Origin of the sequence: Saccharopolyspora sp. ASAGF58 (assembly GCF_012277335.1) — a bacterium.
Taxonomy (GTDB): Bacteria; Actinomycetota; Actinomycetes; order Mycobacteriales; family Pseudonocardiaceae; genus Saccharopolyspora; species Saccharopolyspora hattusasensis.
Genome location: NZ_CP040605.1, coordinates 3,865,942 through 3,888,645 on the forward strand (window position 1 = coordinate 3,865,942; position 22,704 = coordinate 3,888,645).

The following is a 22,704-nucleotide window of genomic DNA, read 5'->3' on the forward strand; positions in this document are numbered from 1 at the left end:
CTTGATCAGAGTGCCCGCTGCAACGGTAAAAATGCAATGGTCACTTTGCTAAAAGGGAGAATGCAACCGATTCGAGTGACGATCTGCAGAAAGCCTTTCGTGTTGGCGCCGTTAGCGGCAAGGTGTCTGGTGTCGACGCGATGGAGGTGGGTAATGGTTGTCCACGGTGGACCAACGGTTCGGCGTCGCCGACTTGCGGCGGAGCTGCGGAGGCTTCGAGAATCCGCCGACGTCAGTTGGGAGCAGGCGATCTCCGAACTCGATTTCTCACGGTCCAAGCTGAGTCGGATCGAGACGGCGCGTTCGGGTGTGACCGTCAACGACACGCGAGCCATGTGCGGCCTTTACGGTGTGGTCGGGTCCGAGTTGGAGAACTTGCTTGAGCTGGCCAAGCAAGCCAAGAAGAAGGGCTGGTGGCATCCCTACTCCAGAGTGATGTCGGACTGGTTTGAGGTCTACATCGGACTCGAATCGGAGGCCGCTGCTGTCCGCAACTTCGAGATCGACCTGATCCCCGGACTGCTCCAGACAGAGCAGTACGCCCGCGCGATCATCGGGTCCTGGGCTCCGGACGAACCGGATCACGACAATGAGCAGCGCACACAACTCAGGAAGGCCAGACAGGCGCGCCTGACCGAAGGTGCTGAGCCGCTGAAGTTCTGGGCAATCATCTCGGAAGCAGCGATCCGCCAGCAGGTCGGCGGCGCGGACGTCATGCGAGAACAACTGAAGCATTTGCTTTCAAGATCCAAGCTTCCGAACGTGACCGTTCAAGTTCTGCCGTTCCAGGCCGGGGCACATGCGTCTCTGGGCACTGGATTCTCGATCCTGTCGTTCCCGGACCCGGTCGATCCAGACGTCGTCTACCTGGAGTATCTCACCGGCAGCCTCTATTTGGAGGAAGCGGAGGAAATCGAGCGGTATACGCTGAACTTCGACCACCTGAGAGCAACGGCGTTGGATCCGCGAGACTCGGCGAAGCTGCTCGGCAAGGTGGCCCGGGAAACATAGCCGCACTCAGGGAGATCAATGTGCTACCCGCGCAGACCCGATGGCGTAAGAGCAGCTACAGCAACGGCGGCGGCAACTGCGTCGAGGTGGCTGCCGGAGGCGAGTGCACCGGGGTGCGGGACACGAAGGACCGGGCCGGTGGTGTCCTGATCGTGCCAGCCAGGCAGTGGGGGATTTTCATCGCCGCCGCGAAGTCCGGTCGGTACCACCGCTGATCTGTGCAGTCCTTCGCCAGGTGGGCGTGCTGCCGCGCTGGCCGTCGCCGGAGCTGGACCCGATCTTTCGAGGTGAACGGCACCTTCACCAGTCCATCCCGCAATTTCAATGGAAATTGGACCTCTGATTTCAATGGAAATTGCGCACCGGATGCCCTCAGGACGTGCCGCGATCCGGGGTGTAGGTCGGCGCGGTCGTGGTCGGGTTGTGAGCGGTCGTCGTGGGATCAGCAGTGGGTTCCGTCGCCGTCGTGGTCGGCGTGGGTTCCGTCGCTTGCGTCGGTTCGTGAGTCGGCGTGGTCTGCGTCGACGGGTCGGCAGCCGTGGTCTTTTGTGGTTGGTGGGTCGGCGTGGTTTCCGGGTGAGTGGGCCGCACCGCGGTCGGACCGTTGGAGATCTCCCGTGGCGGGGCTGGTGGCGGTTCGGCCGGCTTCGCCGAAGCAGTACCGCCCTGCTGTCCGCCGGTTTCCGGGGCCCGGATGGGCGCCGCTCCAGACTCGGTCGAGTCCTGCCGCCTGGTGCTGACGTCCGGCGAACCCGACGTCCCGTCCGAAGAAGCCCCCGTCTCCGGCGGGGCCGGGGCGACAGTCGCGCTTGGCGGCGGCGTTGGGGTGGCGGCCGTGCTTGGCGGTGGGGCTGGGGCGACAGTCGCGCTTGGCGGCGGGGCTGACGAGCAGATCGCCCAGGACTTGCAGAGGGGTAATCAGGAATGAATGCACCGTCTCGAACCGTGGCTGCTGTGTGTGCCGGGGTAGCCGCGTTGATGATCGCGGGCTGCGGTGGGCCGGCTGCGAAGCGGGAGCCTGCTGACACGCAGCCGCAAGGTCTGGCTTCGGTTGATCCGTGCACGCTGCTGACTCCCGATGAGCTGAAGTCCTTCGGCTTCAAAGGCCCCGGCGAGCCCGAAACCACTATTTCCTCGGAACCTGGCTGCTCGTTCAGCGGAAGACCGCTCGGAGCGACGTTCTACAAGTACCAGGAGAAGACGGTCGAGGCTTACAGTCACAAGGAGAACTGGTCGAAGTTCGACCGGTTGCAGATTGATGGTCGGGCGGCGGCAAGTGCCACCAGCGAGAGCGGGCAGGCTGCGCGGATCTGCTCGGCGATGTTCGACGCGGGTGGCGGAGTCATCGTCATCGACGTCAGCGAGGTCATGGACCAGGGGCTGGACGAGTGCGCTGAGGCGCTGAAGGTGGCGCAGGTGATCGCACCGCGCATGCCCCGGTGAGCCTGCGGATCAGACGATAGGTGGTGAGCCAGCGTATGCACGCGCTGTCACGTCGGCCACGCCTCGGGTACGGCCAGATCATGTCGACCGGTTCGTGGCCTTCCGGCAGGTCAGGGCGGCTGTGCTGACAGATTCGGAGCCGCTGGAGCTTGCTGTTGTCGTCGGAGAAACAGCGCTTCGCCTTGATGTCGGTGACCCTGCCATCCTGCAAGATCAGTACCGGCACCTGATTCGTTTGGCGGCGTTGCCGAATGTCGAACTGCAGGTCTTGCGCCCTGAAGACGGCATCCACAGTGGATTTACCGGTGCCTTCGCGATCCTTGGCTTCGACTATGCGCACTCGGTCGGGTATGTCGAACTCCAAGACGACGCCGTCTACATTCACGATCAAGAGCGGATGCGCGGATATAGCATGGCAGCGGAGAACCTGCGGGACGTCGCGCTGTCGCCTCCTGAATCGGTGAGGTTCATCGAGTCGCTGGTGCACGACTGATCGGGAGAGGGAAAGCCATGTCAGTGGATGACTTAGCTGAGGCGCGTTGGATCACGAGTAGCTACAGCGGCGGTAACGGCAACTGCGTTGAGGTGGCCGCGGGGGCTGACTGGACCGGGGTGCGGGACACGAAGGATCGGGCTGGTGGCGCCCTGGTCGTGTCGGCACGTCAGTGGCGGTGCTTCATCGCTGCTGTGAAGTCCGACTACTACGAGCTCTGAAGCGCTGGTCTGATGTGCGAAGGATGCCTTGACCGATATGTCGGTCAAGGCACCCCTCACTCGCCACCCTTCCCCGGTGATGCTGCGCGAGGGTGCGGCGCGTCCGACTAGCCTGAGTTTCCCCGTTAGCTGATTGCTCGACAGCATTTCCCTTGGGGCGCTTAGGTTTCGACCCGGCCCACTGTATTACCCAGTACGGCAGCGGCCAGTCCCGACGGCCCATGGCGTAAATCGAGTTTCCGCGGCCTCACGTCGGTGACCTGCGAGCCCGCCGCAGCGGTGATCGAGCGAGTTGGGTAATACGCCGGGGATCATGAAACGTTCCCTCTGATCAGCCGGAACCCTGATGTTGATCATGTTAAAGGTCGTGCGGCGCTGTTCCGCAGTCTGGTGCACGGCAAGCAGATGCTCATCCTGCTCGACAATGCCCGCAGAGCCGACCAGGTCCGGCCGCTGCTGCCTGGCAGCTCAAGCTGCTTGGCGCTGGTTACCAGCCGGAACCGGTTGCACGAGTTGGTCGTTCGAGAAGGCGCGAGTCGTATTTCACTGTACGTCCTAACAATGGACGAAGCAGAGCTACTGCTGGCTTGCTACCTCGGCGATCAGCGGGTGGCAGCAGAGCACGAGGCGGTGCGGGAGCTCATCCGGCACTGCGCCGGCCTTCCTCTTGCGCTCGGCATCGTTGCGGCCCGAGCAGGCGAGAACCCGAGCTTTCCACTGATCGAACTGGTCTCGCAGTTGCAGGACGAGCGGGAGCGACTCGATGCCTTGGATGCGGGCGGGGTAACAGGCGTGCGCTCGGTTTCTCCTGGTCCTACCGCTTACTTTCAACCGAGGCGGCCCGTCTTTTCCGTCTGCTCGGCCTGCCGACCGGACCGAGGCGAGGGCCGAGGCGACGACGGATCCGAGGGAGAAGCCATGCGTCAGCCGGAACTGACGACCGGCTCCTGCCGTTCGCTCATTGCTGTTCGTCGAGGTTGAGGAGTTTTTCGGCGGTCTGGCGCATTTCGACCTTGCGGATCTTCCCAGTCACCGTCATGGGGAACTCGGCCACGATGTGGACGTAGCGGGGGATCTTGTAGTGCGCGAGCTTGCCGGTGCAGAACTCCCGCAGGGCCTCCGCGGTCAGGGTCTCGGCGCCCTCGCGCATGCGGATCCAGGCCATTAGCTCCTCGCCGTAGCGCTGGTCGGGGACCCCGATGACCTGGGCGTCGAGGATGTCCGGGTGGGTGTAGAGGAATTCCTCGATCTCGCGGGGGTAGATGTTCTCGCCACCTCGGATCACCATGTCCTTGATCCGGCCGGTGATGCTGACGTAGCCGTCCGCGTCCATCACCGCAAGGTCGCCGGTGTGCATCCAGCGGGCCGCGTCGATGGCCTCCGCGGTCTTGTCGTCTTGCTGCCAGTAGCCGAGCATCACCGAGTACCCGCGGGTGCAGAACTCGCCCGGCATGCCGCGCGGCACGGTCAGTCCGGTGGCCGGGTCGGTGATCTTGACCTCCAGGTGCGGCCCGACCCGGCCGACCGTCGAAACCCGGCGCTCCAGGGAGTCGTCGGCGCGGGTCTGCATCGACACCGGCGATGTTTCGGTCATGCCGTAGCAGATCGAGACCTCCGCCATGCCCATCCGGTCGATGACCTGCTTCATCACCTCCACCGGGCAGGGCGAGCCGGCCATGATCCCGGTGCGCAGCGATGATAGGTCGAAGGAGTCGAAGTCCGGGTGGTCGAGCTCGGCGATGAACATCGTCGGTACCCCGTACAGCGACGTGCACCGCTCCACCGCGACCGCCGCCAGTGACGCGGCGGGGTCGAAGCCCGCGGCGGGGATGATCATGGCGGCGGCGTGGCTGGTGGCGGCGAGGTTGCCCATGACCATGCCGAAGCAGTGGTAGAAGGGCACCGGGATGCAGATCCGGTCGTCCTCGGTGTAGCCGCAGAGCTCACCGACGAAGAAACCGTTGTTGAGGATGTTGTGGTGCGACAGCGTCGCGCCCTTGGGGAATCCGGTGGTGCCGGAGGTGTACTGGATGTTGATCGGGTCGTCGGTGGACAGCCCGATCCCGCCCAGCCGGACCGGATCTGCCGGGCTGGCCGTGAGAGCAGTCCATTCCGGGGTGTCGAGGAAGACCACCTGCTCCAGGCCGGGGCACTTCGGGCGGACCTCCGCCACCATCGCGGCGTAGTCGGAGGATTTGAACGACTGGGCGGAGACCAGCAACCGGACCCCGGCCTGGTTCAGCACGTACTCCAGCTCGTGCACCCGGTACGCCGGGTTGATGTTGACCAGGATCGCGCCGATCTTCGCCGTGGCGTACTGGATCAGCGTCCACTCCGCCCGGTTCGGCGACCAGATCCCTACCCGGTCGCCCTTGCCGATCCCGGCATCCAGCAGTCCCACGGCCAGCGAGTCCACCGCCGCGCCGAACTCCCGGTACGTCCACCGCCGCCCCGAGGCGCATTCCACCAGCGCGTCCCGGTCCCCGAACGTCGCCACCGATCGATCGAGGTTGGCGCCGATCGTTTCCCCCAACAACGGCACCTCGGAAACACCCGAGTCGTAGGACAGCTGCTCGGTCGCCACCTTTGCCTCCCGAAAAGCGATGCTCAGCAGTAGTCGCAGACAGTAGAGTCCTTCGGCGCATCCGTCACGCCCGGATGGGGGGTAGTGTCCCGGCGTGTTTGGTCGGGAGCCGCTGGTCCGCTCTCCCGGGCATGCGCAAGTGGCGGAAGAACACCCGTGAGCGTTTTTGGGTGCCATAGCACCCAAAAACACTCACGGCGTCCTGCTTACCGAAACGCTCGTCGCGATCCGCATAACCGCGAACACGCCCCCGCCGCTTCCTGCCATGGCGCGGCCAGACGTTGTCCGATAGCGCGGATTGCCCTGTTGAGACTGGTTTTCTGGAGCACCCAGGCACCGCAGGGACAACCGGTACTGGCCCTCGGATGCCCGGGTGATCGCACCAGTCCACCGTGACGAACACCGCGCGGTGAGATTCCTCCTGCGTCGTGCCCGTTCGATGCGCTTCGCCGCCACATCGCCGAAGCCGATGTTGTGCGACAAGAATTGGATTGGTAAGGGCGACTGCGTCGAGGTGGCTGTCGGGAGTGAGCGCACCGGGGTGCGGGACACGAAGGACCGGGCCGGTGGTGTCCTGATCGTGCCAGCCAGGCGGTGGAGGACTTTCATCGCCGCCGCGAAATCCGGTCCACGCCATCTGCGGTCAGCTGTGCAGTCCTTCGCCAGGTCCATCCCGCAATTTCAATGGAAATCGGCCCTCTGATTTCAATGGAAATTGCGGCACCGGATGCCTTCAGGACGTGCCGCGATCCGGTGTGTAGGCCGGCGCGGTCGTACTGGGGTTGTGAGTCGTCGTGGGATCAGTGGTGGGTTTCGTCGCGGTCGTCGTCGGCGTGGGTTCCGGCGTTTGTGGTGGTTGGTGAGTCGGCGTGGTCTGCGTCGACGGGTCGGTAGGCATGGTCTGTGTCGGTTGTTGGGTCTGCGTCGGCTGGTTTGCAGCCTTGGTCTGTGTCGGTTGATTGGCCGGTGTAGTGCGCGTCGGCTGGTCGGTCGTCGTGGTTCGCGTCTGTTGAGGGGTGGGCGTGGTTTGCGTCGACGGGTCGGTAGTCGTGGTCTGTGGTGGTTGGTGGGTCGGCGTGGTTTGCGGGTGAGTGGGCGGCACCGCGGTCGGGCCGTTGGAGATCTCCCGTGGCGGGGCAGGTGGCGACTCGGCCGGCTTCGCCGGAGCACCGTGCTGCCCGGCCGGCTCCGGGGCCCGGATGGGCGCCGCTCCAGACTCGGTCGAGTCCTGCCGCCTGGTGCTGACGTCCGGCGAACCCGACGTCCCGTCCGAAGAAGCCCCCGTCTCCGGCGGGGCCGGGGCGACAGTCGCGCTTGGCGGCGGGGCTGGGGTGGCGGCCGTGCTTGGTGGCGGGGCTGGGGTGGTGGCCGTGCTCAGCAGCGGGGCTGGGGTGGCGGCCGTGCTTGGCGGCGGGGCTGGGGTGGCGGCCGTGCTTGGTGGCGGGGCAGGGGTGACAGTCGTGCTCAGCAGCGGGGCTGAGATGGCGGCCGCGCTTGGCGGCGGAGGGGGTGGTTGGGGCGGCCCCGGAGTCCGCGCCACGAGCGGCAGCCCGGGGGCCACCACGTCGTGGGGCGGATTGGTGTTGAGCAGGGGCGCCTCGCCATCCGGCGCGGGCACCGTGTTCTCGGCGAACGGCGGGAGCCGGCTGAAGATGCCCGGTGGGATCAGGCCGAAGAAGGGATCCGCGAGCGGCGCCGTCAAGGTGTAGGCGGCCGCGGCGATGCCGGCACCGAGCGCCGCCGTCGCCAGCGAGAGGCGGAACTGCTTCCGCAGCGGCAGGGCTGTCGGTTCCTGGGGCGGGATGGGCGAGCCCAGCGGCTCGCTCACCAGCCACCGCCGCACCGCCGCGCCGTCCCGCGCGAACCCGGCCCAAGCCCGGCCGAGCCAACTTGTCGCGTTGCCCAGGTGGTCCTGCAGCGCGGCCACCGGGAGCGGACTCGCCGAGAGGGGACCACCCAGCCCGGACGGGCCCGGTTCTGCGTCGCGGAGCAGGTCGGCGAGGCCGTCGAGGCGTTCCCGGAGGATCGCCGGGTCGGTCGGGGCCGGCACCGCTCAGCCCTCGACTTCCCGGAACCGCAGGCTCGACAGCGCGACGCCGTCGTAGCGCCACCACCGCTCGGTCGAGAGGTCCAGGATCCAGGCGTCGCGCTCGCGCACGATCAGCCCGACGCCGAGAGCGCGGCGGCGGAAGGTTGCGTCGTTGATGCTGCCCGCCTCCAGCTCGTCGAGCAGCGACCGGTAGCTGGCCATGGCCTTGCCGAGGGCGGGTGGGATTCCGACTGCGTCCGGTGGGTCGTCGGGCCGGTGCCGGAAACTCATCAAGATCACCTCCGGATGGGCGACGCCATCCCCAACGCAACGACTTCCGGCGCGTGGTTGTTAAGAGGCGAAAGTCCCACCGGTTCTGAAGCCCCGGCGTTCTGCCTGCTCAGCGCTGGCGGGAACGCTCGGTCACCCACCGGACGGTCTCGCTGATGGCCGCCTCCAGCGGCCCGCGGCGGAAGAACCGCTTCCAGATCAGCGGGAACACGATCGAGAAGATCAGGAAAAGCTCGGGCATGTAGGTGTTGACGAACGCCACCACGCCCTCGGGGTGGTGGCCGTCGCGCGGGAACGCCGGCATGTCCGGGACGTCCGTCGGCAGCGCCGGGCCCATGCTGGCCAGCTGGGCCAGGGTGTCCGGCACGCCGCTCAGCGGCCAGCCGCCGACGACGATCTGCCAGGCCAGCGTCAGCGCGTGGATCGCGTACAGCGTCAGCGCCATCGAGCCGGCCGTGGCCAGTGGCTTGAGCGACCGCCCGGTCCGGTCGGCCAGTTCCAGGCAGATCGCGAGGATCACCAACGCGATGCCCCCGGAGTCGAGCAGTTCGAACGTGCTGCCGCTGTGCGCGGAGGCGGTCAGTAGCCACTCCGGGTGGTCGATCGGGACGGTGCCCTCGCTCGGCCCCGGCGGCAGTGCCGTGCCGGTGGCCTCCACCAGCCAGCTCGACAGCTCGTACCCCGCGTACGACACGGCCAGCCCGGTCGCGCCGAGCCAGATCCGCACCTTGGTCGACCGCAGGTCCAACCGCCCGACGGCCATCCCGGCCAGCACCAGCGGCAGGTACGACGCCGCCGGGTAGAAGCCGAGCAGCAGCAGGTCGAACAGCCCCTCGTCGGCGATCAGATGCCCCGGATCGATCAGGTCGATCGAGTCGACGACCGCGCGCAGCGGCGTGTCCCCGGCGATCCAGGTCCGCAGCACGAACGACAGCTGGGGACCCACCGCGGCCGCGACGACCGCGGCGATCAACAGCCCGCGCGCCCGCAACCGGATGAACGGCACCGCCAGCAAGAAGTAGAGCCCGTAGAACGGGATGATCACGGTGAGCAGGAAGCCCGTCGCGCTGGTCGCCCGCGCCAGCGCGAGGCCGACCACCAGCAGCAGCACCGCGCGCACCGCGACCCGGACGCGGGACTCGCGGAGCGCGCTATCGGTCGGCGGCTCGCTGCGCCCTGTCATCATCGCCAGCGAGACCCCGGCCAGCAGGGTGAACAGCGCGGTGGACCGGCCGCTGGAGAACTGCGCGATCCAAACCTCAACGTCGCCCTGCGCGAACGGCACGCCGAAGTGGATACAGAACATGCCGAACACCGCGACGAACCGGGCGATGTCGACGCCGACCAACCGGCGGGTGCGTTCCGTCGTCCGAGGAAGGCTCAGCTCGGGCGCACGGGCAGACATAGCATCCAGCGGGTCGTCAGGCGGCGGTCCTACCAAAATTTACCGGCACCGGCTCCGGCCCACTCGCGCCCGGTCGCCTAGGCGAGGTCAGGCTCACACCAACCAAGCGGCGGTGCCCGGCGGCAACTCCCCGGATTCCAGCGGTCGCGAGGTCAGCAGCACCTCGCCGGGAGGCAGCGGCACCGGGGCTGGTGAGGTGTTCAACGCGCAGATCAGGGTCGTGCCGGTGCGCCGGAACGCTAAGCACCCGTCCGGCGCCCCGAACCACTCGACGTCGTCGCCGGTGAACGCCGGATGCGTGCTCCGGGTCTCCAGCGCGTGCCGGTACAGCGACAGCGTGGACGTCTCGTCCTCCAGCTGAGCCTCGGCGGTGAACGTGACCCAGTCCGCCGGGATCGACGACCAGTCGGCCTCGGCGGTGGAGAAGCCGAACGGCGGCCGGTCGCCCTCCCACGGCATCCGGACGCGCTGGGTCCCGGGCAGGCCGAGCTCCTCGCCGTGCCGCAGGCACACCGCGCCGGGCAGCGCCAGCTGCACCAGGGCCATCGCGCGGACCGGGGTCAGCGCGGCGTCGTCCCGGCTCTGCTCGGTGTCGCGGCTGGCCATCGCCCACGCCTGGCGCGCCCCGGGGTAGGCGAACACCTCCGTGATCGCCTTGCGGACCCGTTCGGCGTCGAAACCGGCGACGGCCAGGTCGAGGTTGAACGACAGGTGCCAATCGCCCGGTCCGCTGCCGATCACCACGCGATCCGGGTAGCCGGCAAGCGCTGCGCCGATGGCACCGGTCGGGTCGGGTCGCGGCGCCAGGTGGAACCCATCGGCGCCGTGCTCCAGCCAGGGCAGCAGCACCGGTTCGGGGTCGCTGCGCGCGGGATCCACATCGAGCGAGACCATCACGCGCATGCCGGCTTCGTGCGCCTCGCCGAGCAATTCGGCGAACGGCGCTGCCGACGGATCGAGCCCGGCTACCCCCGCCAGCACGACCGCGTCGACGCCGAGCAGTTCCAGGTAGCCGAGCCGGCCGGTCAGCCCGGCGAGGTCACCGACCCCGTCACCGTCGCCGTCGGCGAACGAGCCGACGTCGACCTGGTAGCACACCGCGTCCCACCACCACGGCAGTTCGCCGTGGCGTGTCCGCGCGTCCGCCCGTCGCATCACCAGGTCCTTCGTTTCAGTGGCTGTCTTCGAATTCTGCCGGTCTTGTCCCTGAAGCGGTGCAGCCGTCGTGCACGAGTCGCCAGCGAGGCGATGACGGTAACTCCCGCAGGGGTCGCGACCGGCGCCGCCGCGCAGGACGAGCTCGTCAGAACCAGGAGTTGATCATGCTGTTGGCGGCCATCTCCATGTACTGCCACAGCTGGTCGCGGTGCTCCGGTTTGAGGTCGACCTCGTCGATCGCGATCCGCATGCAGCGCAGCCATGCGTCCCGCTCCGCCGGGCCGATTTTGAACGGGGCGTGCCGCATCCGCAGCCGGGGGTGGCCACGCCGGTCGGAGTACGTGTGCGGGCCGCCCCAGTACTGGATCAGGAACAGCCGCAGCCGCTCCTCGGCGGGCCCGAGGTCCTCCTCCGGGTAGAGCGGCCGCAGCAGCTCGTCCTCGGCCACCTCCTCGTAAAAGCGCGCCACGATCCGGTGGAAGGTCGCCTCGCCGCCGACCTGCTGGTAGAAGGTCTCCACGGAAGTCACGGCTCCATCCTCTCAGGGGCGCGGTGGATTTTGGACGGCATGGCCGACGAACGCCTCACACCTGCGCTCACGCCGACCGCGAGCCCCCGGGCAGGGATGGCGACCCGAAGGACTCACGACCGGCGTGACCAGCGGCTATGCAACCGGGCCGGAATGCAGCGGCCGACCGTACGGGTACGGCGGCTCGATGTCCTCCTCGTCGTAGGCGCGCTTGATCTCCGCGCGTAACCGCCGCTGCACCGCCCACTGCCTGCCGGGGCGGACCTTGGTGGTCATGCGCAGGGTGATGGTGTCCGCGGTGATCTGGTCCACGCCCAGCATTTCCGGCGGGTTAAGCACGTCCTTGGTCAGCGGCTCGCGCGAGGCCGCCGCGGTGGCGACCTTGGCCGCCACCTCGATGGCCTTCTGCACGTCACTGGTGTGCGAGATCGGGAAGTCCACCACGGCCACGGCGAAGCCCTGGCTGGAGTTGCCGACCCGCAGGATCTCGCCGTTGCGGACGTACCAGACGGTGCCGTTGATGTCGCGCAGCGTGGTGACCCGCAGGCCGACGGACTCGACGGTGCCGCTGGCCTCGCCGAGGTCGACCACGTCACCGACGCCGTACTGGTCCTCGACCAGCATGAACATGCCGGACAGGAAGTCCCGGACGAGGTTCTGGGCGCCGAAGGCGACCGCGACACCCAGCACACCGGCAGAGGCCAGTACCGGGGCGATCTGGATGCTCAGCACCTGCAGCACGTAGATCGCGCCAAGGCCGAAGATCACGAACGAGGCCATCGACTTGAGCACCGAGCCGATCGTGCGCGCGCGCTGGACGCGCCGCTCCGACAGCAACTCGGCCGTCATCGTGTCCGCCCGGCGTTCCCTCAGCGAAGTCAGCAGTTTCGGGGGTTTGCCGTTGCCGCGGGTGAGGCGGTTGATCGTGCGGTGCACCAGCCATCGCACGATGAATGCGACGACCAGGATGAGCAGGATGTTCACCGGCTTGGCGATGAGGAGGTCGGCGTAGGACGCCAGCCACCGGTTGCCGGTCCAATCGGAGATGGTCCGGCACCAGACCGAGTCCACGGCACAGTTCGGTTGGGTTAAAAGCGGCAGATCCATGGGTCGGGGTTCTCCATGCTGTCGTCCAGGGCCCGCGGTGGTGACCGGCACGGCGGCGCCGGATGCGTTGGGGCACATCACCGGGTCGGCAACCGGCCAACCGAGCATCGTGCGCGCCCCGCCGCGCACGAGTCTCGAACAGCTGACCGCCGGGACCGAGTTGGGGCTCAGTCCAGGGCGAGTCCGGTGGCCTCCGAGAGGAAGGCGAGCTGGTCGGTCGCCAGACCCACCGTACGGGACACCGAACGCGCGGCATGCCCGACCTCGGTCTCCCGGCGCAGCAGAACCGGACGTTTCGCAGGGTCGGAGCTGGTGGCGTGCTGCAACGCCGCGCACATCTTGCGGGCGTGGTTCGGGTCGACCCGGGAGTCCGATTCGAAGACGGTGAACAGCACCGACGGGTAGTCCGTCTGGTCGGTCACGTTGTGGTACGGCGAATAGGACAGCAGCCAGCCCAGCTCCTCCGCATCGTCGGCGGTGCCGTACTCGTCGTTCCACGTGCGGCCGAGCAGGAACTGCTCGTAGCGGACCATGTCCAGCAGCGGCGCCGAGCACACCACCGCCCGGTAGAGGTCCGGGCGCTGCGTCAGCGCCGCCCCGACCAGCAGGCCGCCGTTCGAGCCACCGGAGATCGCCAGCTGCTCGGCGGTCGTCCAGCCCTCGTCGATCAGGTGCTGCGCCGCCGCGTGGAAGTCGTCGAAGGTGTGCTGCTTCTGCTCGCGCATGCCCGCGACGTGCCACTCCTCGCCTTCCTCCCCGCCACCGCGCAACGAGGGCAACGCCCAGACGCCGCCGGCGGCGACCCACGCCAGCGCGGACGGCGTGTAGCCGGGCTCGCGGGACAGGGAGAAACCGCCGTAGCCGGTCATGAACACCGGCCGGGGGCGGTCGGGTTCGGCCGCCGGGCTCAGCAGGAACATCCGCACCGGGGTGCCGTCCAGCGAGCGGTAGGTGACCTGCTGGGTGTGCACCGTGGGCAGCTCGACGGTGCCCGGCGCCTGCTGGTCCAGCGCGGTCTGCCCGGTGCGGCGGGAGTAGGCGTGCACGCACGACGGGGTGGCGAAGTCGGTCCAGCCGATCCACAGCCGGTCGCGGTCGCCTTCGGTGGCCTCGTCCACGGTGGTCAGCGCGGTGACCTGTCCGGTGCTCGGCAGCGGGACCTCCGCGGTCCGCCGGCCGGTAGCCGGATCGTGCAGCGTCACCTCGGACACCGCGTGCCGGGTCCGCAGCACCACCAGCTGCGGGTCGCCGTCACCGGTGTCGAACCAGCGCACGGCCTCCAGCACCGAGTCGGGTTCCTCGGCGATCAGCTCGGTCCAGTTCGCCGGCTCCGGGTTGGTCGGGTCTGTCACGCACAGCCGCCAACGCGGGGCGTCCAGCGTCGTCATCACGTACAGCCGGCCATCGCGCTCCACCCAGGCGCCGACCCGGTACCCGTCGGAGGTGTCCACGACCTGCCGGAGGTCCGGCACGTCGCCGCCCTCGGAGAGGTCGGCGATCCACACCGAATCCCGCCGCGCGGTGCCCGGGCTGCCCTCGACGACCAGCCAACGGCCATCCCGCGACACCCGGGTTCCGTAGTAGTAGGTGTGGTCCAGGCCCTCGCCGTGCACCAGCAGGTCCTGGTCGGGGTCGGCCCCCACCCGGTGCCGCCACACCCGGCGGTGAAACTGCTCCTCGCCGTCGGGCACCAGCTCCGGTGCCAGCCGCCGGATGTAGAAGTACTCCTCGCCGCCGGGCAGCCACGAGATCGTCGAATAGCGGCACCGGTCGATCGGACCCTCGACGAGGTCGCCGGTGGCGACGTCCAGCACGTGCAGCAGCGACTCCTCGTCGCCGCCGACGGAGATCTGGTAGGCCAGCCGGTCGCCCTCCAGGCTCGGCGTCCAGCTGTCCAGCGTGGTCAGCCCGGACGGGTCCAGTTCGGTGACGTTCAGCAGCACCCGCTCGGCGCCGTCGGGCTCGCGCACGTAAAGCACGGGGAACTCCTGCCCGGGCTCCCGGCGGGTGAAGAACGCCCGCCCCACGCGCCAGGCCGGGGCCGAGACGGAACCGGCGGCCAGCAGCGATCGCATCCGCTCCGCGACCGCTTCGCGGCCGGGCAACGCGTCCAGCCAGGTGCGGGCGAGCTCGTCCTGCGCCGTCGACCACGCCTCGGTGCGCGGCTCGGCCGGGTCCTCCAGCCACCGGTACGGATCGGCCACCTGGTGGCCGTGCAGGTCTTCGACGATGTCGTCGCGGTCGGCGCGGGGGTAGGTCAGATGCGCTGCTTGCACGTCGTTCACGGCAGCGACGATACGTGCATCCCGTGGTCGACCCTTGACCTCGGCGTGATCATTTCGCCGGAACCCGACCCGATTCACCCGGAATGATCATTGTCGGGGCGCGGTCCATGATCGGGAATGATTTGGTGTGCGTTCGACGGTGACCAGGCGTGGCGTGTCGAATCACACGTGCGTTCGGGCAGGGTTGTGTGTTCGACTAGGCCCGACACCGGTGGAGGTGGTCGCGTGCCCGACCGACAACCGATCCGACAACCGGCGCTGAAGGCCACCGGCCTCGCGTCGCGAGCCCCGCTGTGCCCGCCTAGCCGCGCTGGCACTTCGCCGCCTCAGTCGGACCGGCCTCCCGGTCACGCACCGTCCTGGCGAAAACGCCGGGTGCTCCTGCTCAACACCACGTTCGAGCCGTTGACCGCGCTCCCGCTGCGTCGAGCGATCGTGCTGCTCGTCTGCGGCAAGGCCGAGGTCGTGCACGGCGATTCGGCCGGCGGGGTGCTGCATTCCGCGACTGCCAGCGTCGAAGTCCCGTCGGTGATCAGGTTGAGCAACTTCGTGCGAGTGCCGTACCGCGGCCGAGTGCCGTTGACCCGAGCCGCGTTGATGCTGCGGGACAACTACCGGTGCGTGTACTGCGGTGCTCGCGCTGAAACGATAGATCATGTCGTGCCGCGAAGCCGCGGCGGGCCGCACACTTGGGAGAACTGCGTCGCCTGCTGCACGAAGTGCAACCACCGCAAGGCGGACAAGACGCTCAGCGAGCTGGGCTGGCGCCTCCCGGTGGCACCGCACGCGCCGCGCGGGCGGCACTGGCGGTTGCTGGCTGGGCTTTCTGAAACGGACCCGCTGTGGCTGCCATACCTCGGTGAGCCCGCGGCCTAAAGTGCTGGTTCGGGCGACCGGAGAACCGCCGCGCGCCGGGTTGGCGTGGGTCCAATGCCACGTGGGCTGATCAGCTGATCCGGACGCCGTGCTGTCCGCTGATGCGGACGCCGTGCTGCCCACTGATCCGCGCACCGCTGGAAATCCGTACGCCCTGACGCCCGCTGATCCGCACACCCTGACGCCAGCTGGTGCGGACGCCGTGCTGTCCGCTGATCCGCACGCCTTGCTCGCCGCTGATCCGCACGCCTTGCCGACCACTGATCCGGACGCCGTGCTGTCCGCTGATGCGCACACCGTGGTTGCGGCCGCTGATCCGGACGCCGTGTTCAAGCAGTGGCCGGTTAATCGCCGGAAGAGTGAGGGCGCTGCTCTGAGTGGCGGTTTCGATGATCGACATTGTGTGCCTCCCGCATCCAAAGGACGCTTTGAACGCATATGATCAAATATGCAAGACCCATACAGGTGAAAAACTAGGAGCAGGAGCCCTCAGGAACAAGCCGCCAAGTCGCCGCGCATTGCAACCGTCTGGTTGGGCCCCATTCGGGGGCAGCGATTACTCTGAACGAGTTATCTTAAGTGATGTAGAACACTCTTGACTAGTAACCGTGAGTAGTTCCGGGCTCCTGTATTCAGGTTCCGACCAGCGGGAATCGCGTTGCGAGCGACTTTGCTCGTCGTCGAACCACTCGAACGTGTTGCGACGGTGGCTCGGCGTTAACTACGGCTTCGATCACGCGCCGCACAGGTCGAGCGCACGAAGCAGGGCGCATCGGATACCGTATTCGCGTGACTGTCCTGGAGACTGTTCTCTTCCTGGCGGTGATCCCCGCGGCCATCTACGGCCTGATCGTGCTCATCGCGATGTGGCCTCGGCTCACCCGTCCGCGTTATCGAGCGGGGCAGGAGTGGGATTTCGCGCCGGTGTTCTGGGTGTCCAACCCGGCGGGCGTGAACACCGCTTCACCGGTGGCAGACGTGGATTCGGTGGCTGTGCAGGACGATGCGCGGCCCAGCACTGCTCGGGGAGGCGCACGTGGCAACTGGTGAGATCGCGGGGCGGCCCGCCGCGGACGCCGGTGAGCTCGGCATCGGCGAAGCGATTATGGCCACCGGTCGGCTGTCTGTCGCCCGCCACGTCGAACCCGACCGGCCGCAGTTGCCGTTCGGCCCCGGCCAGCTCGCGCGACTGGACGAGGCGTTGGCGCTGTCCAGCCGCAGCACCGGGCTTGAGTTCGCGATCTACCTCGGCGATCTCGGCGAGGACACCCGCAAGCAGGCCGAGGAGCTGCACGCGAACCTCGGGCCGATCGCCTCCGACGGCGTGCTGATCGCGGTTTCGCCAGGCCAGCAGAAGTTCGAGATCGTCACCGGCGAAGAAGCGCACCGGCGCATCCCGGACCGCAGCTGCCAGCTCGCCGCGATGAGCATGGTCGCGTCCTTCAAGGAGGGCGAGCTGATCGACGGCCTTATCGGGGCCCTGCGGATGCTCGCCGACACAGCCGGCACCAGCTACCAGCAGTCCCGCTCCCGCCACTGATCTGACCGTCGGCTCGTTTTGCGAGGCGGTGCGGGTGGCGGAACCTCAGAGCCTGTTGGTGAATGGTCTGGGTGGGTGGTCGCTTAGCGGAACCTGAGAGGTTCCCTGGACTGCGGGTGCCCCTCCTGATGTATGTCCAATACGCGGCGGAGGGGCCGTCCTCGCCAGAAAACCTCTCAGAACCCGCCGATGGTCGTCTTGGCAAGGTGAATGCAAGCGGCTACGCCGCTTCCAAAGGCGCGGACGGCATTCGCCGACAGGCTCTCAGAGTTCTCCAGCAGCGGCCCAAGATCAGAGCAGGTCGAAGCTCTGGAGGTTCTGGAACATCTCGTAGGCCGACGACGTCGTGCCGACCGCGCCCAGCTGTCGCGCTTGTTCGCCGTACTGCTGCTGGGCCTGCTGGCTGCTGTAGACGATCACCGGGGTGTCCACGCCCAGATCGCGCAGTTCGCGCAGCAGCGCGAGCCCGGCGTCGGGGCGCCACCGGCCGTTCTCCTTGCGGCCCATGTCCTCCACGATCAGCCGGTACTGGCGTTGGGACAGCTCCGCCAGCGCCGCATCGTTGGTCGTCGTCATCGTCACCCGCACGCCGTTGTCCCGGAGTTGCTCCGCCAGGATTGCGTGCGCCTCCGGCTTCTCCGCGACCCACAGCACCGCGAGCGGCTCCGGCCCGGCCGGCGAGTGCACCGGCGGCAGTTGGACCTCTGCCTCGTGCCTCCCGTCGCCGTTGCCGACGATCTCGGGTGCTTCGGGTAGCGCCGGAACGGGCACCGGCGCCTCCGCCGGGGTGCCGGCCCGGTCACGTTCCTCCAGCTGCTTGCTGAGCAGGCTCAGCTGCCGCTGCAGGTCCTGGATCATGTCGTTCTGCTGATCGTTGAGCTGGTGCATGGTGAGCCGTTGGCCACCGATCTCGAACTCCAGCTCCCGCTTCTCGGCGGTGCGCAACACCCGCCAGATGGCGCGGCGGAACACGAAGATCGCCATCAGCGCGATCAACGGCCACAGCAGCTCGGAGATGGCGGAGATCAGTTCGGGCATCGACGCTCCCACCCCTCGCATCGGGCAGATCAACGGAATCTTACTCGTCGTATCCGCCACGACACGATTCGTGTTCACCTGCCCGGGAAACGCGGTGGAGGACAGTTTCGAGCAAGTTGAGTTGCTCGAAACTGCCCTCCACCTCTCGCCCGCACGGGCGTCAGGAGCGGTCGAACTCCCGGGCCGCGAGGGCGCGCACGATGCCCGCGCGCCCCTCCGACACCAAGCGGCGCAGCGCCGACGGGTGCTCGTCGGCCAGCCACGCGTCCGATTCCGCCACCGTGTCGTCGGTGACCGCCCACGACGGGAACAGCCCGATCACGGTCGGCTGTGCCCGCTCGCTGGAACGGCGCTGCCAGACCTCGTCGATCTCCTCGAAGTAGCGGCGCACGTACGGCGTGAGCAGTTCGCGCTGGACCGGGTGCTGGAAGCCCGCGATGATCGAGTCGCTGACCGCGTTCGGCAGCTGGTCGTCGTGCACCGCCCGCTGCCAGGCCTTCTCCTTGGACTCCGGAGTCGGGATCAGCGCCCGCGCCCGCTCCGCGCGCCGCCGACCGGTTGCGGTCTGGTCCTTCTCCAGCTCGGCGTCGATCTCGGACTCGCCGGCCGCGCCGTGCGCGACCAGCGCCTGCAGCAGCTGCCAGCGCAGGTCGGTGTCGACGGTCAGCCCGGCCAGCGGCGCCGACCCGTCCAGCCAGCCGCGCAACTCGGCGACCTGCTCGGCGGAGAACACCGATCCGGCCAGCGAATTGACGAACGCGAGCTGGTGGTCCGAACCGGGCTCGGCGGCGCGAGCGAGCTCGAAGAGCCGACCGGTGAACCGCCGCCAGCCCTCCGCCTGCCACGACGGGTCCACATAGGACGCAAGCGCGGTCTGGGTCTGCAGCAGCACCCGCTGCACCACGCCGATCTCGCTCTCGGCACCGATGCCACCCTCCGCCGACGCACCCAGCACCAGCGTCACGAAGTCGCGCGCCTTGAGCTCGGCCTCGCGGGTCATCTCCCACGCGGTGGACCAGCACAGCGCCCGCGGCAACGACTCGTCGATGTCGCCGATCCGGTCGATCAGCGCGGCCAGTGACTCGGGGTCGAAGCGCAGCGAACAATAGGTCAGGTCGTCGTCGTTGACCAGCACGAGCTTGCCCCGATGCACGCCGACCAGATCGGGCACCTCGGTGCGCTCGCCGGTGACGTCGAGCTCGACGCGGTGCTTGCGCACCAGCTTGCCGCCCTCGTCGTCGTAGATGCCGATCGCCAGCCGGTGCGTGCGCAGCTCGCCCGCGCCGGGCCGGGCGCCGTTCTGCACCACCTCGAACGAGGTGAACCGGCCCTCGTCGTCGGTGGCGAACCGCGGCCGCAGCATGTTCAGGCCCGTGGTCTCCAGCCACTGCGCGCTCCACCACGACAGGTCGCGACCGGAGGCCTCCTCCAGCGCCTGCAGCAGGTCGTTGAGGGTGGCGTTGCCCCAGGCGTGCCGGTTGAAGTAGATCCGCAGCCCGGCCAGGAAGTTGTCCAGGCCCACGTAGGCGACCAGCTGCTTGAGGACTGAGGCGCCCTTGGCGTAGGTGATGCCGTCGAAGTTGACTTCGACGGCCTGCAGGTCCTGGATGTCGGCGGCCACCGGGTGGGTGGACGGCAGCTGGTCCTGTCGGTACGCCCAGGACTTCTCCACGCTGGCGAACGTCGTCCACGCGTGGCCGTACTGGGTGGCGCCGACCTGCGCGAGCACGCTGGCCCAGGTCGCGAACGACTCGTTGAGCCACAGGTCGTCCCACCAGCGCATGGTCACCAGGTCGCCGAACCACATGTGCGCCATCTCGTGCAGCACCGTCTCGCAGCGCCGCTCGTAGAGGTAGCCGGTGACCTTTGACCGGAAGACGTAGTCCTCCAGGAACGTGACGCAACCGGCGTTCTCCATCGCTCCCGCGTTGAACTCCGGCACGAAGCACTGGTCGTACTTGCCGAACGGGTAGGGCACCCCGAACGCCTTGTGGTAGAAGCCGAAACCCTGCTTGGTCTCGGTGAACAGCCGCTCCGCGTCGAGGTGCTCGGCAAGCGAAGCGCGGCAGTAGATGCCCAGCGGGATCTCGTCCTGGCCGTCCTCGCCGGGGAAGACGTCGCGCCACTCGGCGTACGGCCCGGCCACCAGCGCTACCAGGTAGGTGGACATCGGCTTGGTGGTGGCGAATTCGTGCCGCTTGCCGTTCGCCGAGTCGGTGACCTCGGCGGTGGCGTTGGAGATGACCTTCCACGACTCCGGGGCGTCCACCGTGATCTGGTAGGTGGCCTTCAGGTCGGGTTGGTCGAAGCAGGTGAACATCCGCTTCGCGTCGGCGGTCTCGAACTGGCTGTAGAGGTACACGCCGCCGTCGACCGGGTCGACGAAGCGGTGCAGGCCCTCGCCGGTGTTGGTGTAGGCGCAGTCGGCGCGCACCACGAGCTCGTTGTCGGCGGCCAGATTCGGCAGCCGGATGCCGGTGGACTCGTCGTAGTCGGCGACGTCGAGCTCGACTCCGTTGAGCACGGCGCTGTGCACCCGGTCGGCGACCAGGTCGATCCAGCTGTCGGCGCCTGCCTCGTTGCTGCGGAACCGCACCGTGGTGGTGGAACCGAACGTCTCCACGTCCGGGCCACCCGCGCCGGCACTGAGATCCAGTTCGATCACGTACGACTGGACCTCTAGCAGGGCCGCGCGCTGCTCGGCCTGTTCGCGGGTGAGGTTCGGCGGGGCCACGGATCACCTCGTTACTCGTCGGGGACTCGTCAGGCCAGGGGCGCCTGGCGCACCTGGCGCAGGCATCAAATCACGTCCGCGTGCGGGCGTGCTGCCGGGCGGGTCCGCCTTCGTCGTCGGCGTGTCGGGTCGGGTGGGAAGACATTCGGTTCTACCGGGGTTGGTACCCATGACGACGCGTTCCGGAACGCGTCCGCGACCGGACTTCTCGAACACCGGGGCGCCGGGCGATCCACGCCCGTCCCGGAGAACACTGGAGGCTTGATGAGCGCCGCAGCCCGACCCAAGGTCGACTTCTACTTCGACCCGGCGTGCCCGTTCGCGTGGGTTTCCTCGCGCTGGATCCTGGAGGTCGCGAAGGTCCGCGACATCGACCTGAACTTCCGCGTGATGAGCTTGTCGGTGCTCAACCAGGGCCGCGACCTGCCCGCCGAATACCAGGAGCTGCTGGAGAAGGCGTGGGGTCCGGTGCGGGTGGCCATCGCCGCTGCCAAGCACCACGGCAACGACGTGCTGTCGCCGCTCTACACCGCGATGGGCACCCGCCTGCACGACCAAGGCAACAAGGACTTCGAGCAGGTGATCAGCGAGTCGCTGGCCGAGGTGGGCCTGCCCGCATCGCTGGCCGAGGCGGCCGGCAGCACCGAGTACGACGAGGAGCTGCGGGCCAGCCACCACGCGGGCATGGACCCGGTCGGCGACGAGGTGGGCACGCCGACCATCCACGTCGACGGGGTGGCGTTCTTCGGCCCGGTGATCACCCGCATCCCGCGCGGCGAGGAGGCGGCGAAGCTGTTCGACGGCGCCCTCGCGTTGGCCAGCTACCCGTACTTCTTCGAGCTCAAGCGCACCCGCACCGAGTCGCCGCAGTTCGACTGACGTTTCCGGCTGGGAAGGTGTCGGGCCGGCACCTTCCCAGCGCGCTCGGCGAGGCGATCGGCGGGCGTTCCCGCAGAAATGGGAAAGACCGTTGTCGTTCGGTAACACGAGATCCCGAGCATCGGTGTCGGCAAGACCGCGATGGGCCGCTACGAGCCGCCAGGTGAGAAGCGGGGGGAGTGGTCGCCGCTGCGGATGGACGACGAAGTCGTCGGCCGGGCGCTGCGCACGCAGCGCGGGGTGAAGCCGGTGTTCGTCTCGGTGGGCCACCGCTACACCCTCGACGGGGCCAGCGACCTCACCCTCCGCCTAGCCCCGAAGTACCGCCTCCCGGAGACGACCCGGGCGGCGGACCACCTGGGCCGAACCCGGGACTGACTGAGCGGGAGGGCACCCGACGACCCTTCCAGCGAGCTCAAGAGACTTCTTGCCGAATCCTGTTCCCAGCATCATCAAAAAACGCCGCCTGGTAATTCGGCCGCCGTCGGAGAAATCCACTTACGCGGCACCGATGCCCGCGGTGGACGCGCCGAAGGTCGCCGGGGCGGCGGCGATCATCGCGGCGATCTTGCCGCCCGTGCGTATGGACGGGCTAGTGCTCCGCTGCCCTGGCGATCAGGTGCTGCTGGCTTCTGCCAGACGCCGGCGGAACCAGTCCGGTGTGTGTTCATCATCGCGCGGGAACAGGTCCTGCTCCTTGATGAAGCTCCCCGGCTCGGCGCCCCACGGCGGTTCGTTGTCGTGGTTGTAGAAGATCTCGTACTCGCCTGGTTGGCGCATCCGGAAGAAAGCGGAGAACCAGGTACCGAGCCCTTCCCGGTACATGCCGACCCGCAGCCGCCAGAAGATCGTGTCTGTTTCGGTCGGCAGCTCCCAGGCGATCTGCTCGCCAGCAGCGTTCTTGCACCCAACCCCAAGCTCTACGTGTCGGCCGATGCACTTGTACTCGATGGAGATTCGCTGCCATGCCTCCGGGGCGGTCTCGCGAACCAAGGTGGCCAGCGAGTCCACCAGCTCTTTCTGTTCTTCCGGCCCCAAACCGCCGGGCTGTGTCATCAATACTCCTGTCACATTGAACTCG

Annotated in this window: 25 protein-coding genes; 13 read left to right on the plus strand and 12 right to left on the minus strand. The window is 68.0% G+C overall.

The features are described 5' to 3' along the window. The first annotated feature begins 153 nt into the window (after nucleotides 1-153). From FDZ84_RS18440 to FDZ84_RS18470, 7 genes are all read left to right on the plus strand, one after another. Complete coding sequence (locus FDZ84_RS18440; protein ID WP_168590163.1) at nucleotides 154-1,011, plus strand: DUF5753 domain-containing protein; 858 nt, start codon at nucleotides 154-156, stop codon at nucleotides 1,009-1,011. A gap of 20 nt (nucleotides 1,012-1,031) precedes the next feature. Then, nucleotides 1,032-1,226 carry a DUF397 domain-containing protein gene (locus tag FDZ84_RS18445; RefSeq protein WP_168586930.1) on the plus strand — a complete coding sequence of 65 codons (195 nt, stop codon included), beginning with the start codon at nucleotides 1,032-1,034 and terminating at the stop codon, nucleotides 1,224-1,226. Between the two features lie 365 nt (nucleotides 1,227-1,591). Then, entirely contained in the window at nucleotides 1,592-1,939 is a 348-nt protein-coding gene (locus FDZ84_RS18450) for a hypothetical protein (protein ID WP_168586931.1), read from the plus strand. A gap of 17 nt (nucleotides 1,940-1,956) precedes the next feature. Next, entirely contained in the window at nucleotides 1,957-2,454 is a 498-nt protein-coding gene (locus tag FDZ84_RS18455; RefSeq protein ID WP_168586932.1) for a DUF3558 family protein, read from the plus strand. 16 nt (nucleotides 2,455-2,470) lie between these two features. Then, nucleotides 2,471-2,947 (plus strand): DUF5753 domain-containing protein, encoded by a 477-nt coding sequence (locus FDZ84_RS18460; protein ID WP_246869192.1) that lies wholly within the window; start codon nucleotides 2,471-2,473, stop codon nucleotides 2,945-2,947. Between the two features lie 23 nt (nucleotides 2,948-2,970). Then, nucleotides 2,971-3,168 (plus strand): DUF397 domain-containing protein, encoded by a 198-nt coding sequence (locus tag FDZ84_RS18465; protein WP_371812865.1) that lies wholly within the window; start codon nucleotides 2,971-2,973, stop codon nucleotides 3,166-3,168. Between the two features lie 387 nt (nucleotides 3,169-3,555). Next, on the plus strand, nucleotides 3,556-4,149 hold the full coding sequence (locus tag FDZ84_RS18470) for an NB-ARC domain-containing protein (RefSeq protein WP_371812901.1): 594 nt from the start codon (nucleotides 3,556-3,558) through the stop codon (nucleotides 4,147-4,149). On the opposite strand, the gene FDZ84_RS18475 is transcribed toward FDZ84_RS18470, so the two are convergent. Further along, the gene (locus FDZ84_RS18475; RefSeq protein WP_168586936.1) at nucleotides 4,127-5,752 is read right to left on the minus strand and encodes an AMP-binding protein; all 1,626 of its coding nucleotides are present in this window, start codon (nucleotides 5,750-5,752) and stop codon (nucleotides 4,127-4,129) included. The two genes, FDZ84_RS18470 and FDZ84_RS18475, sit on opposite strands and share 23 nt — an antisense overlap. Nucleotides 5,753-6,221: 469 nt before the next feature. Between FDZ84_RS18475 and FDZ84_RS40695 the strand changes: the two genes are divergently transcribed. Next, nucleotides 6,222-6,455 carry a DUF397 domain-containing protein gene (locus FDZ84_RS40695; protein WP_168590164.1) on the plus strand — a complete coding sequence of 78 codons (234 nt, stop codon included), beginning with the start codon at nucleotides 6,222-6,224 and terminating at the stop codon, nucleotides 6,453-6,455. Between the two features lie 30 nt (nucleotides 6,456-6,485). Here FDZ84_RS40695 and FDZ84_RS18485 read toward each other — a convergent pair whose 3' ends face one another. The 7 genes from FDZ84_RS18485 to FDZ84_RS18515 all read right to left on the minus strand — a co-directional run bounded on the left by FDZ84_RS18485 (nucleotide 6,486) and on the right by FDZ84_RS18515 (nucleotide 14,556). Continuing rightward, nucleotides 6,486-7,802, minus strand: coding sequence for a hypothetical protein (locus FDZ84_RS18485; RefSeq protein WP_168586937.1), 1,317 nt, complete (start codon nucleotides 7,800-7,802; stop codon nucleotides 6,486-6,488). A 3-nt stretch (nucleotides 7,803-7,805) separates the two neighbouring features. After that, on the minus strand, nucleotides 7,806-8,072 hold the full coding sequence (locus tag FDZ84_RS18490) for a hypothetical protein (protein ID WP_168586938.1): 267 nt from the start codon (nucleotides 8,070-8,072) through the stop codon (nucleotides 7,806-7,808). Nucleotides 8,073-8,181: 109 nt separating this feature from the next. After that, complete coding sequence (locus tag FDZ84_RS18495) at nucleotides 8,182-9,477, minus strand: heparan-alpha-glucosaminide N-acetyltransferase domain-containing protein (protein ID WP_246869090.1); 1,296 nt, start codon at nucleotides 9,475-9,477, stop codon at nucleotides 8,182-8,184. A 93-nt stretch (nucleotides 9,478-9,570) separates the two neighbouring features. Then, the gene (locus FDZ84_RS18500) at nucleotides 9,571-10,632 is read right to left on the minus strand and encodes a DUF3459 domain-containing protein (protein WP_168586939.1); all 1,062 of its coding nucleotides are present in this window, start codon (nucleotides 10,630-10,632) and stop codon (nucleotides 9,571-9,573) included. A gap of 148 nt (nucleotides 10,633-10,780) precedes the next feature. Then, on the minus strand, nucleotides 10,781-11,164 hold the full coding sequence (locus FDZ84_RS18505) for a globin (RefSeq protein WP_168586940.1): 384 nt from the start codon (nucleotides 11,162-11,164) through the stop codon (nucleotides 10,781-10,783). A gap of 135 nt (nucleotides 11,165-11,299) precedes the next feature. Further along, nucleotides 11,300-12,271 (minus strand): mechanosensitive ion channel family protein, encoded by a 972-nt coding sequence (locus tag FDZ84_RS18510; RefSeq protein WP_168586941.1) that lies wholly within the window; start codon nucleotides 12,269-12,271, stop codon nucleotides 11,300-11,302. Nucleotides 12,272-12,438: 167 nt separating this feature from the next. Then, nucleotides 12,439-14,556: a prolyl oligopeptidase family protein gene (locus FDZ84_RS18515; RefSeq protein WP_168586942.1), complete on the minus strand. Its 2,118-nt coding sequence runs from the start codon at nucleotides 14,554-14,556 to the stop codon at nucleotides 12,439-12,441. Nucleotides 14,557-14,781: 225 nt separating this feature from the next. On the opposite strand from FDZ84_RS18515, the gene FDZ84_RS18520 reads away from it, so the two are divergent. After that, nucleotides 14,782-15,432, plus strand: a complete 651-nt coding sequence (locus tag FDZ84_RS18520; protein WP_246869091.1) for an HNH endonuclease — start codon at nucleotides 14,782-14,784, stop codon at nucleotides 15,430-15,432. A gap of 70 nt (nucleotides 15,433-15,502) precedes the next feature. On the opposite strand, the gene FDZ84_RS18525 is transcribed toward FDZ84_RS18520, so the two are convergent. Further along, nucleotides 15,503-15,832 carry a hypothetical protein gene (locus FDZ84_RS18525; protein ID WP_246869092.1) on the minus strand — a complete coding sequence of 110 codons (330 nt, stop codon included), beginning with the start codon at nucleotides 15,830-15,832 and terminating at the stop codon, nucleotides 15,503-15,505. A 389-nt stretch (nucleotides 15,833-16,221) separates the two neighbouring features. Here FDZ84_RS18525 and FDZ84_RS18530 point away from each other — a divergent pair, with 389 nt between their 5' ends. Together FDZ84_RS18530 and FDZ84_RS18535 are read left to right on the plus strand one after the other, a co-directional pair. Further along, nucleotides 16,222-16,482, plus strand: a complete 261-nt coding sequence (locus FDZ84_RS18530) for a hypothetical protein (protein WP_168586943.1) — start codon at nucleotides 16,222-16,224, stop codon at nucleotides 16,480-16,482. Further along, nucleotides 16,469-16,972 carry a DUF5130 family protein gene (locus FDZ84_RS18535; RefSeq protein WP_168586944.1) on the plus strand — a complete coding sequence of 168 codons (504 nt, stop codon included), beginning with the start codon at nucleotides 16,469-16,471 and terminating at the stop codon, nucleotides 16,970-16,972. Before FDZ84_RS18530 ends, FDZ84_RS18535 begins: the two co-directional genes overlap by 14 nt. Before the next feature lie 291 nt (nucleotides 16,973-17,263). Here the strand turns inward: FDZ84_RS18535 and FDZ84_RS18540 are convergent, their stop codons facing one another. Together FDZ84_RS18540 and pepN are read right to left on the minus strand one after the other, a co-directional pair. Then, nucleotides 17,264-18,010, minus strand: coding sequence for a response regulator (locus tag FDZ84_RS18540; RefSeq protein ID WP_168586945.1), 747 nt, complete (start codon nucleotides 18,008-18,010; stop codon nucleotides 17,264-17,266). Between the two features lie 160 nt (nucleotides 18,011-18,170). Beyond that, nucleotides 18,171-20,744, minus strand: a complete 2,574-nt coding sequence (gene pepN, locus FDZ84_RS18545) for an aminopeptidase N (RefSeq protein WP_168586946.1) — start codon at nucleotides 20,742-20,744, stop codon at nucleotides 18,171-18,173. Between the two features lie 264 nt (nucleotides 20,745-21,008). On the opposite strand from pepN, the gene FDZ84_RS18550 reads away from it, so the two are divergent. Both FDZ84_RS18550 and FDZ84_RS18555 read left to right on the plus strand, forming a co-directional pair. After that, on the plus strand, nucleotides 21,009-21,623 hold the full coding sequence (locus FDZ84_RS18550) for a DsbA family protein (protein WP_168586947.1): 615 nt from the start codon (nucleotides 21,009-21,011) through the stop codon (nucleotides 21,621-21,623). A 120-nt stretch (nucleotides 21,624-21,743) separates the two neighbouring features. Continuing rightward, the gene (locus FDZ84_RS18555) at nucleotides 21,744-22,001 is read left to right on the plus strand and encodes an endonuclease V (protein ID WP_371812902.1); all 258 of its coding nucleotides are present in this window, start codon (nucleotides 21,744-21,746) and stop codon (nucleotides 21,999-22,001) included. Between the two features lie 237 nt (nucleotides 22,002-22,238). Here the strand turns inward: FDZ84_RS18555 and FDZ84_RS18560 are convergent, their stop codons facing one another. Then, nucleotides 22,239-22,679 (minus strand): hypothetical protein, encoded by a 441-nt coding sequence (locus tag FDZ84_RS18560; protein ID WP_168586948.1) that lies wholly within the window; start codon nucleotides 22,677-22,679, stop codon nucleotides 22,239-22,241. Nucleotides 22,680-22,704: the final 25 nt, after the last annotated feature.

Bases quoted from the DNA above. Each gene is read 5' to 3' on its own strand.
- FDZ84_RS18550 (WP_168586947.1), top strand. From the start codon at position 21,009: ATGAGCGCCGCAGCCCGACCCAAGGTCGACTTCTACTTCGACCCGGCG.
- FDZ84_RS18500 (WP_168586939.1), bottom strand. From the start codon at position 10,632: ATGCGACGGGCGGACGCGCGGACACGCCACGGCGAACTGCCGTGGTGG.
- FDZ84_RS18440 (WP_168590163.1), top strand. From the start codon at position 154: ATGGTTGTCCACGGTGGACCAACGGTTCGGCGTCGCCGACTTGCGGCG.
- FDZ84_RS18540 (WP_168586945.1), bottom strand. From the start codon at position 18,010: ATGCCCGAACTGATCTCCGCCATCTCCGAGCTGCTGTGGCCGTTGATC.
- FDZ84_RS18525 (WP_246869092.1), bottom strand. From the start codon at position 15,832: ATGTCGATCATCGAAACCGCCACTCAGAGCAGCGCCCTCACTCTTCCG.
- FDZ84_RS18495 (WP_246869090.1), bottom strand. From the start codon at position 9,477: ATGTCTGCCCGTGCGCCCGAGCTGAGCCTTCCTCGGACGACGGAACGC.
- FDZ84_RS40695 (WP_168590164.1), top strand. From the start codon at position 6,222: ATGTTGTGCGACAAGAATTGGATTGGTAAGGGCGACTGCGTCGAGGTG.
- FDZ84_RS18560 (WP_168586948.1), bottom strand. From the start codon at position 22,679: ATGACACAGCCCGGCGGTTTGGGGCCGGAAGAACAGAAAGAGCTGGTG.
- FDZ84_RS18490 (WP_168586938.1), bottom strand. From the start codon at position 8,072: ATGAGTTTCCGGCACCGGCCCGACGACCCACCGGACGCAGTCGGAATC.
- FDZ84_RS18510 (WP_168586941.1), bottom strand. From the start codon at position 12,271: ATGGATCTGCCGCTTTTAACCCAACCGAACTGTGCCGTGGACTCGGTC.